This window comes from Mycobacterium triplex (assembly GCF_000689255.1).
Classification (GTDB): domain Bacteria; phylum Actinomycetota; class Actinomycetes; order Mycobacteriales; family Mycobacteriaceae; genus Mycobacterium; species Mycobacterium triplex.
Genome location: NZ_HG964446.1, coordinates 4,858,367 through 4,875,894, shown reverse-complemented (window position 1 = coordinate 4,875,894; position 17,528 = coordinate 4,858,367). Strand labels below are relative to the sequence as shown.

16 protein-coding genes are annotated in these 17,528 nt (G+C 64.6%); 12 read left to right on the top strand and 4 right to left on the bottom strand.

The features are described from left to right. Positions 1-22: 22 nt before the first annotated feature. Complete coding sequence (locus BN973_RS22505; protein ID WP_036470952.1) at positions 23-691, top strand: hypothetical protein; 669 nt, start codon at positions 23-25, stop codon at positions 689-691. An 8-nt stretch (positions 692-699) separates the two neighbouring features. Here the strand turns inward: BN973_RS22505 and BN973_RS22500 are convergent, their stop codons facing one another. Beyond that, positions 700-2,313, bottom strand: coding sequence for a PEP-utilizing enzyme (locus BN973_RS22500; protein ID WP_051641412.1), 1,614 nt, complete (start codon positions 2,311-2,313; stop codon positions 700-702). Between the two features lie 63 nt (positions 2,314-2,376). On the opposite strand from BN973_RS22500, the gene BN973_RS31445 reads away from it, so the two are divergent. The 4 genes from BN973_RS31445 to BN973_RS22480 all read left to right on the top strand — a co-directional run bounded on the left by BN973_RS31445 (position 2,377) and on the right by BN973_RS22480 (position 6,572). Next, on the top strand, positions 2,377-3,459 hold the full coding sequence (locus tag BN973_RS31445) for a spirocyclase AveC family protein (protein WP_036470951.1): 1,083 nt from the start codon (positions 2,377-2,379) through the stop codon (positions 3,457-3,459). Then, on the top strand, positions 3,460-4,071 hold the full coding sequence (locus tag BN973_RS22490) for a TetR/AcrR family transcriptional regulator (RefSeq protein WP_084163493.1): 612 nt from the start codon (positions 3,460-3,462) through the stop codon (positions 4,069-4,071). Further along, positions 4,068-5,462, top strand: coding sequence for a protoporphyrinogen/coproporphyrinogen oxidase (locus tag BN973_RS22485; RefSeq protein WP_036470949.1), 1,395 nt, complete (start codon positions 4,068-4,070; stop codon positions 5,460-5,462). Before BN973_RS22490 ends, BN973_RS22485 begins: the two co-directional genes overlap by 4 nt. A gap of 237 nt (positions 5,463-5,699) precedes the next feature. Then, positions 5,700-6,572: a hypothetical protein gene (locus BN973_RS22480; protein ID WP_036470948.1), complete on the top strand. Its 873-nt coding sequence runs from the start codon at positions 5,700-5,702 to the stop codon at positions 6,570-6,572. A gap of 17 nt (positions 6,573-6,589) precedes the next feature. On the opposite strand, the gene BN973_RS22475 is transcribed toward BN973_RS22480, so the two are convergent. Continuing rightward, positions 6,590-7,477, bottom strand: coding sequence for a hypothetical protein (locus tag BN973_RS22475; RefSeq protein WP_036470947.1), 888 nt, complete (start codon positions 7,475-7,477; stop codon positions 6,590-6,592). 166 nt (positions 7,478-7,643) lie between these two features. On the opposite strand from BN973_RS22475, the gene BN973_RS22470 reads away from it, so the two are divergent. From BN973_RS22470 to BN973_RS22455, 4 genes are all read left to right on the top strand, one after another. After that, complete coding sequence (locus BN973_RS22470) at positions 7,644-7,886, top strand: hypothetical protein (RefSeq protein WP_036470946.1); 243 nt, start codon at positions 7,644-7,646, stop codon at positions 7,884-7,886. 80 nt (positions 7,887-7,966) lie between these two features. Beyond that, positions 7,967-9,163 (top strand): aminoglycoside phosphotransferase family protein, encoded by a 1,197-nt coding sequence (locus tag BN973_RS22465; RefSeq protein ID WP_051641411.1) that lies wholly within the window; start codon positions 7,967-7,969, stop codon positions 9,161-9,163. Further along, entirely contained in the window at positions 9,164-10,078 is a 915-nt protein-coding gene (locus BN973_RS30045; RefSeq protein ID WP_051641410.1) for an LLM class flavin-dependent oxidoreductase, read from the top strand. It abuts the gene before it with no gap. Positions 10,079-10,175: 97 nt separating this feature from the next. After that, entirely contained in the window at positions 10,176-11,696 is a 1,521-nt protein-coding gene (locus tag BN973_RS22455) for a class I adenylate-forming enzyme family protein (RefSeq protein ID WP_036470945.1), read from the top strand. 188 nt (positions 11,697-11,884) lie between these two features. Here BN973_RS22455 and BN973_RS22450 read toward each other — a convergent pair whose 3' ends face one another. Next, on the bottom strand, positions 11,885-13,468 hold the full coding sequence (locus BN973_RS22450) for a phytoene desaturase family protein (RefSeq protein WP_084163646.1): 1,584 nt from the start codon (positions 13,466-13,468) through the stop codon (positions 11,885-11,887). A 198-nt stretch (positions 13,469-13,666) separates the two neighbouring features. Between BN973_RS22450 and BN973_RS22445 the strand changes: the two genes are divergently transcribed. Together BN973_RS22445 and BN973_RS22440 are read left to right on the top strand one after the other, a co-directional pair. Further along, positions 13,667-14,233 (top strand): TetR/AcrR family transcriptional regulator, encoded by a 567-nt coding sequence (locus BN973_RS22445; RefSeq protein WP_036470943.1) that lies wholly within the window; start codon positions 13,667-13,669, stop codon positions 14,231-14,233. A gap of 95 nt (positions 14,234-14,328) precedes the next feature. Continuing rightward, positions 14,329-15,402: a spirocyclase AveC family protein gene (locus BN973_RS22440; protein WP_169718247.1), complete on the top strand. Its 1,074-nt coding sequence runs from the start codon at positions 14,329-14,331 to the stop codon at positions 15,400-15,402. On the opposite strand, the gene BN973_RS22435 is transcribed toward BN973_RS22440, so the two are convergent. After that, positions 15,396-16,088 carry a TetR/AcrR family transcriptional regulator gene (locus BN973_RS22435; RefSeq protein WP_169718248.1) on the bottom strand — a complete coding sequence of 231 codons (693 nt, stop codon included), beginning with the start codon at positions 16,086-16,088 and terminating at the stop codon, positions 15,396-15,398. The genes BN973_RS22440 and BN973_RS22435 overlap by 7 nt on opposite strands. Before the next feature lie 79 nt (positions 16,089-16,167). Between BN973_RS22435 and BN973_RS22430 the strand changes: the two genes are divergently transcribed. Then, entirely contained in the window at positions 16,168-17,523 is a 1,356-nt protein-coding gene (locus BN973_RS22430) for a protoporphyrinogen/coproporphyrinogen oxidase (RefSeq protein WP_169718249.1), read from the top strand. The last annotated feature ends 5 nt before the right edge of the window (positions 17,524-17,528 follow it).

Below are 17,528 nucleotides of genomic sequence, written 5' to 3'. Positions count from 1 at the left end.
TGGAATCTGGTGCGGACCTGCTATGGCGATCATCACCCTCATCGGAGCCGTCCTCGTCGGGCGATTCATTCCGCCGTTCATGGACCCGTCGAGTATCGCGGCGGTCGTGGCGGCCAAGTACGCCGAACACGCCACGGGTGTGCGCATCGGCGCGATCGTCTCCGCCGTCGGCCTCTGCCTCATCGCACCGTTCGGTGGCGCGCTCGCGGCGCAGACGAGGCCGGCCGAAGGCGCGCGTCCCATTCTCACCTACGTACAGGTCGCGTCGGTCGCGGTCGCCAGTGTCTTTGTCGTACTGGCTTGCACGATCTGGGCGCTCACCGCGTTTCGCCCAGGCGACTACCCTCCCGAGTTGGTCCGGTACAGCAACGATCTCGCTTACTTCCTCTTCATCTTCACCTGGCCACCGTTCACAGTCTGGTTCATCGCGATCGCGCTCGCCGCGTTCAAGGATCCCGACCAGGCGCCGTTTCCCCGATGGTCCGGCTATCTCTGCCTCTGGCTCGCGGTGCAAATCTCCGCGGGCGCGTTGATCGCATTCTTCAAGACCGGGCCGTTCGCGTACAACGGTCTGTTCGCGCTTTACCTGCCCGTTGCGCTGTTCTTCGTCTGGGTCGTCGCGATGACCGTCGTGATGCTGCGGAATCTGTCCGCCGAGCGCCAGAACACCGAAATCCAGCCGGGGCACTAGATTTTGGCCTATTGCGGCTGCACTTGAACCGTGCCCGCATCGCCGTCGACGATCACGCGGTCGCCGGTGCGCAATTTGCGGCTGCCGTCCACAGTGTTGATGACGCAAGGGATTCCGAGCTCGCGAGCAACGATGGCGCCGTGGGACAGTGATCCGCCGATGTCGATCACCACCGCCGCGGCGACCGAGAGCAGCGGGGCCCAGGACGGGTCGGTGATGCGGCACACCAGGATGTCGCCGGGTTCGAATTCGTCGGCCTGGTCGTCGTCCGCGTCGTGGACGACCCGCACCACCCCTTCGGCTGTCCCCGGGCTGACACCCATGCCCGAGACGAGGTCGCCGCACTCACCCGACTGATCGCGGCGGTCCAACGGCACCGGTGTGGGGTTGCCCTGCCAGGTCGGGGGCAGATCCAAGCTTCGGTAGCGCGCGTAGAGCTCGCGGCGCTCGGCGATGACGTCTCCGCGTTTGGTACGGGGGTCGGCGAGCAGTTCGTCGAGCGTCAGAAAGAACACGTCTTCGGCATCGTCGAGCACACCCTCGGCGGCCAGCGCGGTACCGATTGCTCGGGCACCGGCGCGCATTCCGTCCATCGCCAGCAGGAAGCCGGCCTTGCCGACCTCGCGGGCCAGCACGAACCGCCGCGTCAACGCGAGCGTCGGGGCGACCAGCGGCCGGTGTGACCGCGGAAGGCCCTCCCGCAGTTGGCGTTCGGCGCTTAGCCGGGAAAGCCGAGTGGACTCTGCGTTGGCCAGCGGGTCGGCGCCCGACTTGCGGTACGACTCGGCTAACGCGCGAATAGGTGTCAGGTCCTCACGCCACGACCGGCTCGACACATCGCCCTCACCGCGGCCGTGGTAGCCGTGGCGGCGCACGAACTCGCTCTCGCTAAGCCGCCCGCCGGCCAGCTCCCGCACGTCTGCGACGACGGCGGACTCCTCCATCCCGCCATACCCGCTGACCAAAGTCCGTTCCAGCCCCTCTATTCCGGCAGTGGTGCACAGCTTGGCGAGTTGGTCATAGAAAGCCTGGGCCAACAGCGTGACGATGCAATGCGCGCGCATGACCGGGACGTATCGCCGGCTGCCATCGCCCAGCACGACAAGCCCTTCGGTCACCCCGGCGGGGGAGCGGTCACAGATGTTGGCCGTCCACCAGGTGTAGTTGTCGGTGCGGTACGCGGCAACCTGGCGGGGAGTCCGGATCACATTCCACGGCAGCTTCGCCGCCACCACCGGATACCGTTGACGCACTGGATGATTGCGCTCCTGCGACATCTTGGCCCCGAAGAACTGGACCTCCACCGCATCGCCCGATGTGCCGGGCATGCGATCCCCAAAGGCTCGAAACGTGTTGACATTGGCCGCATATCGGCCATAGAAGATACACCCGAATCGTCGATTGACATCGGAGACGTCGGGCGGGCGCGACCAGGCGCCAAGGGCGACGACCACCTGAGACAGCACCTGTTCGGTCAGGCCGCCCCAGATACTCCAGCCCAGCGGTGTGTGCACGCCGGGGGCCGCTTCGGCGACATTGCCCGTCGAAAAGAAGGTGGTCGGGGAGCTGACCATGTGCAGCAGGTTCGGCTGCTCGACGATCGGCGCGGTCGGGGTACTCATCGCGGTCAATATACGACACGTGGAACAAGAAACGAAGACTGTTCCATGTGCTATGTTCCACGCATGGACACCGGCGTCGACGCGGTCGTGGCCACCCGTCGCGCGGTCGAGATGACCGCCGCCCGCGAACGGCCCTCCGGCAAGGTGTGGCTGTGGGCCGCGTTGGGCCTGGCCCTGGTGGGTCTGGCGCTGAGTTGTTGGACCAGATGGTTGCTGTCCCCGCAGGCCACTCCCGTTGATCCCGGGCCCGACCCGTACCCCTTCGGCTGGGTCATCCGGCTGACGGAGGCGATCAGCCTCTCGGTGTTCGCATTCCTGTTCTGGTTCACGCTGGTACGGCCGGCGTACCGGCAGCGGACCATCACCCTGGACGGGAAGCTGTTCTTGGGCGGCCTGTTCGCCTCGGTACTGGATGTGTTGTGCCAGATGTTCAACCCCACCTGGGCGATGAACGCTCACTCGCTGAACCTGGGCACGTGGGCCGGACAATTCCCGGGGTTCGCGGCACCCCAGGCCGACCGATGGGCCTGGAGCCTGGGCTGGTGCATGCCCGCCTATATCTGGTTGGGGGTGGGTGCGGCGATTGTGGGCTGCGCGTACTTGGACATGTTGCGCAGGCACTTCCGCCGGATGAGCACGGTCGCGCTGTACGCGGTCGTGCTGGCGACTTTCGTGATGGCCTTCGGATGCCTCGCCACCGTCTGGAACCGAACGGGCGTCTACACGTATGTGTCTTCGCCGAGCGCGCTGACCCTGTGGGCCGACACCACCCATCGGCTCCCGCTGACCGAGCTGCTGTTCATTTCGTCGTATTGCTTGATGTTCACCTGGCTGCGCGATGGACGCGACACGAACGGGCGTTGCGCGGTGGACCGGGACGTCGACGCGTTGGCGGTGGGCCCCAAGATCAAGACCGTGCTGTCCAGCTTGGCGGTATTCGGCTGGGCGGGCTTCACCACCCTGGTCGCCTACCAGATACCCAACGACTGGGTAGCGATGACCGGCGGAACGAACAGCATCCCGGTGCTGCCGTCCTATCAACAGGGCAGCATCTACTGTGGCCAACCCGGAAAGCCTGTGTGTCCCAACCAGTATCTGGATCAGCTGAAACATACCCAAGGCAGCGGAAGAGCGGGAGGCGGTTAGATGGTCGCCATGCTTACCGAAGAACCCGCAGTCCCAGAGCAGGTACTCGCCGCTGCCCGCCGCTGTTTCGCCCGCTACGGCGTCGACAGAACCACGATGGACGACATCGCCAAGGAATCGGGCATCGGGCGCACCGGTCTTTACCGGCTCGGCCTGACTCGTCCCGAGATCACCGAGGCCGCGATCGTGACCAGACTGCGCGAACTCGGGGAGGGCATTCGGCCCATCGCCGACCGTGACGCTCCGTTCGACGAGCTGCTGCTACAGACCTCGATCGCCACCGTGGATGCGGCCCGCTCGGATCCGGAACTGCGCCACCTGCTGGACACCACCGCCACGGTTTCGCTGCACCGATTGATCACCGGTCACGAATCCTCGATGCAGGGAATCGTCTTGGATGTCTTGGGCCCGATGCTGCGACGTGCCCGCGAGCGCGGCGAAATCCGGGCCGAGGTCAGCGACGAGCGCGCCGTCGAGTGGCTGCGCGGCGTCTACCTGATGTTGATGCTGCGCGAAGACCTCGACGCCGACGCCGAAAAGGCGCTCGTCGCCGACTTCGTGCTGCCCTCCCTGGTCGCAGGCAGCAACCCGAGAAAGAGAGCGAAGAGATGACAGCGAATGCCAGTGGCGGATCGACCGATCGCGGACCGGTCTACATCGTCGGCGCCGGGCCGTCCGGCCTCACCGCGGCGTATCGGCTTCGGGAGCAAGGGATTCCGGCAATCGTCTTGGAGAAGCGCGACCGCACCGGCGGTATGATCCACACCCACCGTGAGCAGGGCTACCTGATGGAGGAGGGCGCCACCATCCTGCCGAGCGCCTATGAGCCGGTGGTCAAACTCGCTCACGAGATCGGCAGCGGTGACGATCTGATCCCGGCCGGGTCGATCATCGGTTTTGCGCGCGACAACGTCATTCACAACCTGCGGTCGGATCACCTGTTTCTCGATGTCCTCAAGACGCCGCTGGTATCCCTGAAGTCCAAGGCGCTGATGGCCCGCTTCGGCGTCGACGCGACCCGCGCCAGCAAGCTGCTCAACTACGAAGATCTTTCGCGCGCTTCGGCATTCGACACCATGACGCCCCGTGAATACTGCTCGCTGCACCTCGGCCTGTCGGGGGAGGTGTACGACTACGTCATCAATTCCACGGTGCGCGGGGTGCTGGGGGTGCGCGGCGACGCCATCTCGAACCTGGAGCTGTTCTTCATGCTCTACAACATCCTCGGCAGCAAGCTCTACGCATTCCGCGAGGGATACTCGACCTACATCGACCGTCTTTCGAAAGGCATGGACATCCGGCTGGGCAGCACGGTTCAAGAGATCAGGGAATCCGCCGATGGGGTGACTGTCACCTGGACCGATGCCGATGGCGTCAGCCACACCGAATCCGGTGCAGGCGTGGTGCTTACCGCTCGCGGCGATACGATTCCGGACCTGGTGCCGGGCCACTTCGATGCGGCTTCGGAGGCGTTCCTGCGTGGCCTGCGCTACACCAAGTGCGTCGTGATGAACACCGGTGTGACCCGTAAACCCAAGGGCATCGTGGCGTCGGTGATCAACATCCCCGAACCCGTCGACGCCGATCTGATGGGCTTCACCTGCGAGCACAACAAGGCGCCGGGCCGCGCACCCGAGGGGCACGGTCTGCTCGACATCCTGACGATGACCGAATTCGCCGAACAGATCATCGACGAGGACGACGACACCATCCGCGCCAAAGTTCTGAGCAGGATGGAAAAGTTGATTCCCGGTATCACCGACACCGTGGACTACACCCGCATCGCGCGGTGGAACGAAGTGATCGTCTACAGCAGGCCCGGTCTGTACAAGGAGCTCGGGCAGTTCCAGGCCCGGCAGGCGGCCATCACCTCGCGCATCCAGTTGGCCGGGGTGTTCCGGTCCTCGTCGAATATGTGCACGGCGACGGTGTCGGGGGAACGCGCCGCGGCGCAGCTGTTGGCCCAGTTGCGGGCCCCGCAGCGACGCTTCGTGGCGGTGTAGCAGAATGCCGCGCACCGCGAAGGACATTTCCAAGATCTGAAAGCCGTTGCACGGCTGAGCTATTGGACGTCACATTCTGCGGCAGCGGGGATTACCACGAGGCGCGGGACCAAGCCGAGCAGCGTGATGAATGCAAATTCATTCTTGAAATAGTATTCATATACCGATACGCTCTTCAGTGTCCTGAGAGATCCGGGCGTGCGGAGTGCGCGCTGCAGTTGGAAGCAAAGGGAAGACATGACGGCGTTCGCTCCTCTGCACATGGCCCCACCGGTCCCGGCGCATCCGACGACGCCGATGCCGTTTGTGCCCGAGGTGCTATTCACGATCTTCCTCGGGATTCCGGTGCTGTTCGGGGTCTTCTTCGCGGTCAAACATCTCGTGACGGGCCGTGGCCCGTTGCTGGCGTACTGCCTGATCGGGGGCGGTTTTGCCTGCCTATTCGAACCGATCGTGGACACCTTGGGCCTGTGCTACATACGTCAGGAGGCCGTGACGACGACCTTCTCGTCGATGGGCAGGGACTTCCCGTTGTTCATCAATTTCGTTTACATCTGGTACGTCGGCGGGCTGGCCTACCTGGCCTATCGCATCTACCAGACGGGTGTCACGCGCAAGGCGGTCTTCCAGCTGTATTTGATCGACGTGTTCATCAACATCTGGCTGGAGAGCCCCGGCGTGCTGATGGGCGCCTACGAGTACTACGGTCCGCAGCCGCTGAACTTCTGGGGGCTGCCGCTGTGGTGGGTCTGCGTCAATCCGCTGATGCCGATGACGGCCGGGGCATTGATCTACCGATTGAGCCCGCAGCTGCGTGGGGCGCGGCTCGCTCTGGTCATCGCGTTCATTCCGATGGCCGACGGGATAGCCAACGGTGCCGCCGCGTGGCCGGTGTGGACGGCGCTAAACCTCAACGCCCACTTGGGGTTCACCTACCTGGCCTGGTTGATCACCCTCGGATTGGCGTTGACGTGCGTGTGGATCCTGTCTTTCGTGGTGGCTCGGCCCGACGACGAGGTTTTCATCACCTCCAAGGTCGGCATCATCAAGGCCGCGATCTTCGGTGCCCCAGAACAAGACAAGGTCCCGGTCGTCGTACCCGCTTCCTGAGCGCTCAGCGAAGCAGATCAGTGGACGCGGTGCACGACGCCTTGTTCGAGAAGGCCGCCGCCACGCAAGCCGGACGACTCCACGTGCATGAAGTCGTCGTAGGTGCCGAATGCGGGCCCGTCGGTCTCGACACCCATCGGGACGAAGAATCCCGCTGCGCGCTCGACCAATGAGATCTCGGTGGTGGTCCCATCTTTGAGTTCCAGTCGCGCCCTCACGAATTGGGCTGCGGCATTGCGCCGAATGCTCATGTTCACCACCGGCGTCGACGTCGTCGGCGTGTTCCAGAATCCGTCCGAGACCTGGGTCCCATCGGTCCGCAGGAACTTCATCGAGCTCAAGAAGACGCCGTCGAACACCGCCGCCAGGGCGGCGTACTCGACCCACATGGCCGCCTCGTCGCGGAATCCCCAGGTGCGATCGCGTATTCCCTGAGCGGCAAAGCTACGCTGACCGTTCTTGGTCGTGACCGAACCCTCGACCCGGCAGCCGCTCTGGAAATGCTGCAGCGGACGCCCGGGGACCAGATCCGGGATCAGCCCGGTCGCCGAGTAGTCGGCAGGCAAGTACAGCGGGGTGTTGACGAAATCTGCGGTGAGATCGGGGTGGTCGATGCGTACTGCGCCGTTGAGCCCGAAATCGATGTGGTCGCCGGTAAAGCTGCCCTCGGGAAGCGGCTCGATGACCTCGACATTCTTACCGTTCACCGAGAAGCTGCATCGCGCCCTGCGTGAACCCGGTGCGTTGGGTGACGTCGAGACATGAACGCTGCCGAACGTATCCGAGTTCAAATCCCAGAACGCGAGATACGCGTTGTCCTTCCAGGTGGGTTCGGCATCGGTCGCGGCCCCCGCGTGTATCGCGGTTGCCAAAGGTCCCCAGCTGTCGACGGTGACTGCGGTCATCGACCGTTCCCTTCTCGATTCGCGGTGCGTGGGAAAAGCTGTTTCGGCGATGGTGCAACTCTCACCAAACCTAGCACATCTGATAACGATCGTTCAGACGCGAAACAGACTGACGATCTTGGTAGTTCGGTGTTCATGCCCGCCGGTACGGTGGCCTCCTTCAAACATGGTGTTCGCCTGGAATGGGCTGATGGCGCTCTACATCCCGGTCGGCATCTTCTTCGTTTGGCTGGCGGTCATGACCTTCTACACGATCAAGAACGTCAACGCCGGCGCTTACCACCACGACCCGCAAACCGGGGACACCGTCGATCCCGCCGGACGGCACTGTCGGCAGCAGCGCGCCGACGAATGTGTGCGAACGATCGTTCGGAATGGACGCGTGACATACGACGTGAAGAGGGCTTGACAGCCCGGGAGCCCCGCGGTCTACAGTGCGTACGAACGTTCGCATAGATCTCAACACCGCACGCTAGGGACTGACTGCCTATGCCCTCTCTCGCCGCCGTCGCCGAAATCGGGTCTGCCGTGGCCAGGACGTCGGCGGCCATCGCCTACGAAAAGCTCGCCCGGCCGCGACCGACCACGCTCGATCAGGTGCCGCCGTCACCGGCGGCCCTAACCGCCGAATGGCTCACCGCCGCATTGTGTTCGGGCACCCCGGGTGCCCGGGTGGAACGATTCATCCTGGGTCCCAAGAACGATGGCACATCCGCCCGCAGAACCTTGGAAGTGGTCTACAACGAGGCGGGTCGCCAGGCTGGGCTGCCCGTCCACCTGTTCACCAAGTCCTCGCCCACTCTGTTGACCCGGCTGGTCACGGCGACCGGCAACCTGCTGCCCGCCGAGCACGCGTTCTACAGCGTGATCCGGCGCGAACTCGACATCGAGGCGCCGACCGGCTACTACGCGGCGTGGGATCCCAAATCGAACCGATCGTTGTTCATCATGGAGGACGTGACACGCACCCGGGGCGCCACGACCGACACGATACTCACCCGCCAGTTCACCAGGGCCCAGGCCGAGAATGCCATCGATCTGCTCGCGACACTGCATGCTGCCTACTGGGATCAGCCCGGCCTGACGCGCCGCTTCGGCTGGCTGATGGATCCGTACTCGTGGCAGCTTCGACTACATAAGTTGATGCTGATGGACCGCTGCGCCGTCGTCGGGTTCGACCGAGCCGAGCACGTGATGCCGCGTGAGATCTTCTTGCGCAGAGATGATTTCGTCGAAGTGCTGCTGCGTAGCAGGCGCATTTCAGCCGAGGGGCCGCGCACCATCGTGCACAGCGATGTCCACGCCGGCAACTGGTACCTCACCGGCGACGGGCGGGTCGGTCTGTTCGACTGGCAGTGCATGCTGCACGGCTTCGGCGCGCAAGACATCGCATACGCGCTGATCGGCAACCTGACGATCCAGAACCGGCGGGCCTGGGAACGCGATCTCCTCGAGCTGTATCGCGAGCGTCTCGGCGCCCACGGCGTCGCGAATGTTCCAGACCCCGAGACGCTTTGGCTGCGCTATCGCCAGATGATCCCGCATGCGATGTTCATGTGGCTCGGCACCATCGGCTCCAACAAGCTGCAGCCGCAGATGCAGAAGCCGGAGATCAGCCTGGCCAATATCGAGCGTTCGGCCCAGGCCTGCGCCGATCTCGACGCGTTCGCCGCCCTGGGCATGTAAATGCGAGTGGGAATCACGGTCGACGATCCGGGTACCGTGGTGGCCGAAGCCCGCCGGGCAGAAGCGCTTGGCTTCGACCTGCTCGGCTGTGGTGAGCATCTGTTCTTCCATGGCGCGACCCCGAATTCGTTCGCGATGCTGGCCGCCGCGGCCGCGGTGACGTCACGCATTCGTCTGGTCTCGTCGATCGCGTTGCTGCCGCTGTATCCGGCGGCGGTGGTGGCCAAGATGGCGAGCGTGATCGATTGCATCTCGGACGGCCGGTTTGAACTGGGCGTCGGTGCCGGCGGTGAATATCCTGCCGAATTCGCCGCCGCCGGAGTCGATCCGGGCACGCGGTTCCGCCGTCTCGACGAAGGCCTGGAAGTCATCAGGAGGCTCTTCGCCGGCGGGCCGGTCGACTTCCAGGGCAGCTACGCGACGCTGTCCGGCATTGCCCTGGATCCACCACCCCGTCAGCCCGAAGGCCCACCGATCTGGTTGGCGGGACGCAAGAAGGGCGCTTTGCGCCGGGCCGGACGCTACGCCCGAGTGTGGCTGCCCTACATGGTCGAACCCAAGCACGTCGGCCACGGACTGGCCACGATTCGTGGGGTGGCCTTTGAACAAGGGCGGGGACCGGACGCCGTTTCGGCAGCACTGTTCGCCTGGACGGCGGTCGATGCGGATTCCTCGTGGGCGCGAAGCACCGGTGTCAACGCCGTCAGTGCGGCCTACCGCCAGGACTTTTCGACGCTCGCCGATCGTTACCTGCTGATCGGCACGCCCGAGGCCGCCGCCGACCGGCTGGCGCAGTTCGCGGAGGCGGGGGTGGACACGGTGCTGATCCAGATCGCCGCGGGCTCGGCGGAGGATCGCTCGAGGATCATCGAAACCTTCGCCAGTCGTGTGCTACCCAGTGTCAGAAATCTCTAGGTGAGCCCCTTCCGGCGGCGTCGTTGACCCCGTTGTAGGACCTCTTTATATTGATATAGCTGGGCTCAATAATCTGAACTGGAGTGAAGGGCACGTCATGCCGACCATAGGCGGAACGGCATTGTCGAATGCCAACCGGGTGGGCGAACGCGAGGCGATCGTCACGGCGGAGCGGCGCTGGACCTGGCGGGCGCTGGAAGGCGACATCGCCAATACAGCTGCGGCCCTTGCGGCTTTCGGCGTACGCAAACACGACCGGATCGCCATCTTGTCGGCGAACTCTGCGGAATTCATTATCGCGTCACACGCCGCGTCGCGACTGGGTGTGATCGTCGTGCCGGTGAATACCAGGTTGGCCCCGCCGGAGATCGCGCATATCCTGGACGACTCCGGCAGTACGGCGTTGGCATTCACACCCGCAGAGGTCCACCTGGCGGAGTCCGCAAGCCGGCTAGCGGCATCCGTCACATTGCTCTCATTGGGACCGTCGCCACACCATCCCGACCTGTTGGCCGGCGGATACGGCGATCCCGTGCATGAAGATCGCGCGGTCGAAGAAGACGACGCGTTCATCTTGTACACCTCAGGTACAACCGGGAAGCCCAAGGGGGTGTTGCTCGATCATCATCGCGCGGTCTGGGCGGCGATGGCCCAGATCGTCTCCCTGGGACTGCGCGACGGCGATCGCTACCTGCACTTGGCGCCCATGTATCACTCGGGCGGAATGACCTTTCTGAACGCGACGACGCTGCTGGGGGGTACCCACATCGTCGTGCCGAAGTTTGATGCCGACACGGTGCTGGAGCTGGTGGAACGTCACCGCGCTACCTGGCTGTTCGCCGTTCCCACCATGTACCAGCGAATCCTTAACTCCCATGAGGGCAGCTGCGCCGACCTGACGTCATGGCGCGTCGGAATTTTCGGCGCGGCGCCGATGCCGGCGGCGGCCATCGAACGGCTTCTGGCCGCATTTCCGCACGTCTCGTTCTTCCAGCAGTGTGGGCAGACCGAGGCCGGACCGACCGGCATCTACTCGACGATGGAACAGGTACGGTCTCGGCCACTGTCGTCCGGTCACCTTGCCCAGCCCTTTGTCGAGGCCCGAGTCGTCGACCCGAGCGGCAACGACACACCACCAGGACAGGTGGGAGAACTGGTCTTTCGTGGCGAGGCGATCACCAAGGGGTACTGGAATCAACCCCAGGCCACCGGCGAGGTGATCCGCGACGGCTGGCTGCACACCGGCGACCTGATGCAGGTGTACGACGACGGCGCCATGCGTCTGGTCGACCGGTTGCGCGATGTCATCATCACCGGGGGACGCAACGTCTACTCGGCCGAGGTCGAACTCGCCATCGCCGATCACCCTCAGGTGTCCGACGTGGCAGTGATCGGCCGACCCGACCCGGAGTGGGGCGAAACGGTGGTGGCGTTCATCACCGCCGTCGAGGGGTCCGACGTCACGCCGGCTTCGATACGGCAGTACTGCACCTCTCGCATTGCGGATTACAAGATTCCACGTGAGTTCATCTTCTCGGCCATTCCGCGCAATGGGGGTGGAAAGGTGCAGAAGCATCTACTCCGAAACGAATTGAGCGCGAACGCGGCTGCCACCTAACCACAGCGTGCCGAGCGGCTTTGAGTGTGCGTCTACGGCGTCGCGTGTGCGTTCAGGGCTTCGCGTGTGCGTTGAGGGCGGCGACGCGCCGAGCGGGCCCGCCGTAGGCGCACACTGAAAACCGTAGCAGCACACCGAAAGCCACGCCCGTACGGCCGTAAGGCCGCACGGGCCTGCTACCCGCCGTGCTATCCGAGCGCGGTTTGGGCGGCCAGTCGGCCGGGCCAGCCGCTGACCCCGCCGCCGGGATGCGACCCCGCTCCGGCGTGGAAGTAGTTGTGTACCGGTGAGCGATAGCCCCCCAGACCCTGTGCCGGCCGGTTCATGGCCAGCCGTAGCGGTGTCATGTCGACATGGAAGTACGAGCCGTTCGGGGTGGCGAACTGGTCGCCGAAATCGGCGGGGCTGGTTTCGATTCGGCCGATCTCGGCGTCGAAACCGTCCATATGCTGGGTCACCGAGTCCATGATCGCTTGCGACATTTCCGTTTTCGTCTTCTCCCACCCGTCGCGGGGTTGGGCCGGGACATTGGCGGCCAAATAGACGACATCTTGGCCCTCCGGTGCCAATCCCGAGTCATTGGCCGAGAGGACGGCCATGTAGACCGGGGGACGCGACAGTGTCTCACCGGTCCGGATGGCCTGCAATTGCCGGATGTTCTCCTCGAATGTCCCGGTCATCAGGGCGGTCTTGCGGATGTCGAAGTCGTCGATGTTGCGTCGCTGCGCAGCGCCTTTCGGATAGGTGGCCCGCCCCGCCAGGGCGACATCGATTTTGAACGTGGCCGAATTGTTGCCGCTGGCCGGCAGGATCGCGACCTTGGCCTTGGTTGCCGAATCCAGCACACCGTCTGCCAGCAGCCCGCCGTAGGCCAGCTGCGGGGGCACCGCGGCGAGTACCCCACGGGCGGCGCGGATCTCAGTGCCGTCGCCGAGCACTACACCGGTGGCACGGTTGTTGGCGACCGCCACTTGCTGCACCCGGGTGCTGGTGCGGATGTGGGCGCCGCGTTGGGTCGCGTACGCCGCCATCGCGGCCATCACCGCGCCCATGCCGCCGAGGGGACGGATCACGCCGGGTTTGCGGTGCACGGCGGCCAGGCCGACGCAGTAGAAGCCGCCGCCGTCGTGATCGATCGGCCCGATCATGCTGCCCCAGTACGTGGCCAGCGACCGCATTTGGTCGCTCTCGAAGGTATCGGCCATCAGGTCGATCAGGTTGTGCGACATGATCCGGCCCAGCTGGCGCCGAATCGCCCGGCTCGGAGCGAGTTTGAGCATCAGCTTGCCCAACCCCGCCTTTGGCAGGTGTGCGGGATGATGCGGCATGACGGTCGTCAACGCCTCGAATATCCAGGACAGCGCCGGCTGCAGCTCGGCGTACGTGCGGGCATCTTTGGCCGAGAACCGCCGCACCTCGGCCAGGGTGCGATCCAGATCGTGGAACAGCAGCAGCGTCGACCCGTCCTCGCCGATCCAGCCGTACGGGGCCTGCACGGGTGTGCTGCGGTAGCCATATTGATTCAGTCCGAGATCGGCGATGAATGTCGTACACGACATGAACATGTCGTCCATCGCGCCCAGGCTGAGGATGTGGTTGGGGGCCTCGGCCAGAAACAGTCCGCTGTTGGCCAGGCCCCCCAAGTGCGGGCGTTGCTCGAGGACCAGCACGCTGGCCCCGGAGTCGGCCAGCGTGCAGGCCGCGCTCAGCCCGTTGTGACCGCCGCCGACGACAATGTAGTCGTAGCTGCTTTGGAGTTCGGGTGTCGTCATCGTGTACTCCATCGGTGCGCGGCGATCAGTGCCAGAAACCACTGAATTAATTGACAGCGCCGTCTCAAAATAAAACACAGGGTCGCGGACCTGTCAACGATCCGTCCGGTGCGTTCCCCGCGATCGGGATCATTGGTACTGGTCATAGAATCGCCGGATATCGATCGGCAGGAGCCGCCACACCAGACGGGACATTCGATGGACGCCACTACCGCCGGGATCGTCGGCGCCGCACGGGCGGTATTCGCCCGTTACGGTGTGGCGCGCACCCGGATGGCCGACATTGCCAAGGAAGCCCAGTTGGCCCGCCAGACCCTGTACGACTTTGTCGCCGGGCGCGACGAACTCATCGAGCTCTCGCTCGTGGCGTGCTGCGGCGAGTTGCAGCAGCGCCTGGAGGCGGCCCTGGCCGACGGGCCGACCGACCTACGTGAACGCTTCGTCGAAGTTCTCGCCCGCGCCGTCGAAATTGCCAGCAGCGATGAAGAATTCGGCGCACTGGCCGATGCACTGCCATCGGAAACCGTTGACCGGATCATCGGCGGTGCGACGGCCGTGCAGGCGTTGCTGGCCAAGAGCCTGCGCCCGGTGCTCGAACAGGCGGCCAGCGCCGGCCAACTGCGCCGCGGTGTAGTGGTCGACGAGGCCAGCCAGTGGTTGCTCGGGGTGATCAGCTTTGCACTGTTGCGAGAAAACCTCGATGCCGCGGCCCTGCGCAAGGAGTTTCGCACCTACGCGGTGCCGTCGGTGTTCGCCGACAGCTAGGGCGACAGGGCGACACATCTTGTCATCGTGTCGCCGGGCGTTGTACGGTGAGGTGCTACATCGTGTTTCCGCGTGGGCTTCAAATGGGAGGCATCATGTCCACGGTCGCAGCGGATCGCCGCAACCCGGTGTCCGTACCAGCACCGCCTCGCCAGGTGCCGGCGCCGGTCATCCTGGCCGTCATCGGTGTCCTGGTCGCCGGGTACGCGCTCTGGACCTGGGGAGCCTGGCTGACCTCGGGCCCGACCCAGATCAGTGCCACCCGCGACCACGGTGCGCCCTCCTGGTGGGTGGCGCGGACCTACGAGACGATCATGGCCGCGACGGTCGTGATCATCGGCGTTTACGTTGTGCGGCAATGCCTTCAGCAGCGTCGGCTGGTTTTCGACGCGATCTTCGTCATCGCCGGGTTCTTCATGCTGTTCTGGGATCCGATGGTCAATTGGATGCAGCCGAACTTCATGTATAGCTCGCAATGGCTCAACCTCAACACCTGGGTCGCCCAGGCCCCGGGTGTGGTCAACCCGACCGCCGGGCTGATGCCGCAGCCGGTGTTCATCATGTTCATCTACCCGTTCGGCCTACTGGGCTTCTCGATCATCCTCAACCACGGCATGCGCGTCGTGCACCGACGCGTCCCCCAGATCAGCACCGTCGCACTGCTGGCATTCGCCTACGCGTACGGGTTGCTCCTGGGTTTCTGCCTGGAGGCGCCGATTTTCCTGTTCAACCTGTGGGGCCTGCCCGGCGCACCCGCGTCGTTCTCCTTGTTCGCCAATGGACAGCGCTACGCGTGGGCCGAATACCTCACCACCGGAATAGTTTTCACGGCCCTGGCCGCGGTGCGGTATTTCCGGAACGACAAGGGGCAGACCATCGCCGAACGCGGTCTGGAATCGTTCACGCCCGCTGCCCGGAGCGCCGTCGCCGTCTTCGCCACCGTTGCGATGTTCGCGATGTCGATGTGGGTGCTGCTGCTGGTCCAGATCCCGGCCGGACTGCACGCGTCGCCCTACCCGACGAACTATCCGGCCCACCTCATCAACGGCCTGTGCAACATCCCGGGCAACCCGAACTCAACCGCCCCCACCGCCTACGGTCCGTGCCCCGGCAGCCCGGGTTTCCGGATGCCGGTCAACAACACCTTCATCCCCAACCCCGGTCACTGAGTGCCCGGTCGCCGGGGTTTTGCAGACGCCGCCTTCGCCGGCCGGCCCGCCGCCGACCGGCCGCTGAGATATATTACCCGCCAAACGATCTCGACCAGCGAGTCGAGCTGGAATTCGACCTCGTCGTCGTCGGCGGTCCCGACCAATTGATACAGGCCCCGCTCGATCATCCAGATGAGCCACTGCGCGGTGCGTCCGGCGTCCAGGTGGGCATCGGCGATTCCGGCTCGCTGCGCGTCGACGATGTAGGCGGTCAGTGCGGTCACCACCTGGCCGATCAGGTTCTGCTGCTGTTCTTGCGCGCGAGGATCATAGGCCGCGGTCTCGGCGATGGTGCCCAGAATTGTCCGGTGCTTGCGATAGGTGTCGATCGGCACTCGCAGGGCCTTGTGCAGGTCCTCGCGGGTGGCGTCGACGGGCAGCTCCCACCAGGATGCGCCGTCGGCGAGTAGGTCGCCGATGACGTCCTGGGCCATAGCGACGAGGAGATCGCCCTTGTCGTCGAAATAGACGTAGAACGTGGATCGCGAAATCCCGCCCGCGGTGATGATCGCCTCGACGCTGAGGTCGGCATACCGCACCCCGTCCGCCACCAGTGCTTCGACGACGGTGACGAAATGGCGGCTGAGCATACCGCGGCGCTGAGGCCGCGACAGCTGCAAAGGGCGGGGGGGCGAAGGGTCCACGCACGAAGTATATGCACTGTCCAGAAGATCATACAGATTGTTCTTTTGATCGAACATGCTGTTTGATAAAGTGCACGGCATGTCTGAGCTGTCGAAGGTGTACGTCGTCGGTGCGGGCCCGTCAGGGCTGGCGGCGGCGTGGCGGTTGAAGGAAGCCGGGCGCGAGGTCGTGGTGCTGGAATCCCGGGATCGTGTTGGTGGACAGCTGCTTTCGGTCAAGCGCGACGGCTACCTGATGGAAGCCGGGACGACGATCTTGCCGGCCGCGTACGACAGCGTGATGCAGCTGGTCGAGGACATCGGCATGACGGACGAGTTGATCCCGGCGAACTCGCTGATGGGGTTCATGCGTGGCGATCAGATGCACTACCTACGGGCGAACCGGCTTGTCCTCGACGCGGCGCGAACGAAGCTGCTGTCAATGCGGTCCAAGTTGAAAGTCGGCAAGCTCGCCCTGGACTCGTTCAAGTTGCGCAACCTGCTCAGCTACGAGGACTTGTCGATCGCCGGCGCTTACGACACCGAGACACCCGAGCAGTACTGCCGGCGGCGCGGACTTGACGGCGAGTTGTACGACTACCTGATCGAACCCACCGTGCGCGGCGGAGCCGGCGTGCCCGCCAGCGTGATCTCGGTCGTGGAGTTCTTCTTTCTATGGCAGAAGGTGCTGGGCACCAAGCTGTACGCGTTCCGCGACGGGTATTCCTCCTTCCCGGAGCGGTTGGCCGCGGCGATTCCCGACGTGCGCCTGCGCACCGACGTGGTGGAGGTCGTCGAAGACTCCGGCGGTGTGACGATCACGTGCATCGGACCCGACGGCGCGCAATACACCGAGCGCGGCGCGGGCGCGATCGTCAGCTCGATGGGCAACCGAGTCCCCGACATCGTGCCGCAATTGGATCCCGACCGCGCGAAGTTCTTGCGGGAGCTGAACTACACCTCGACGATGTCGATCAACTTGGCGCTCAACCGCGTTCCGGACTGTCCGGCCTCGTTTGTCGTCGTTCCCAGGCCGGTGTCCGAGGGGCTGTTCGCGGTCATTCTGGAACACAACAAGGCGCCGGGGCGCGCCCCCGCCGGCAAGGGTCTGGTATCGCTGTTCATGATGAACCAGTGGGCCGTCGACCACATGGATTCCACCGACGACGAGATCATTGCCGACGTGCTGCCCGACGCGGAGAAGGCGATCCCCGGATTGGGCAATGCGATCGAGTTCGCGCGCGTCAATCGGTGGTATCCGGTACTCGTCTACAGCCACCCCGGGCTGTACCGAGATCTGGGTCGCTTCCATGCCTCGCGGGATCTGAAAAGTCGCATCCATCTCGCCGGCTCTTACAATTCGTCCGGCAACGTCAATACGGCCACCACCGCCGGCGAGCGCGCCGCACGAGAACTGCTGCAGGCACTTTCGCCGTCTGCCGCGCTGATGGCGTGATCTTT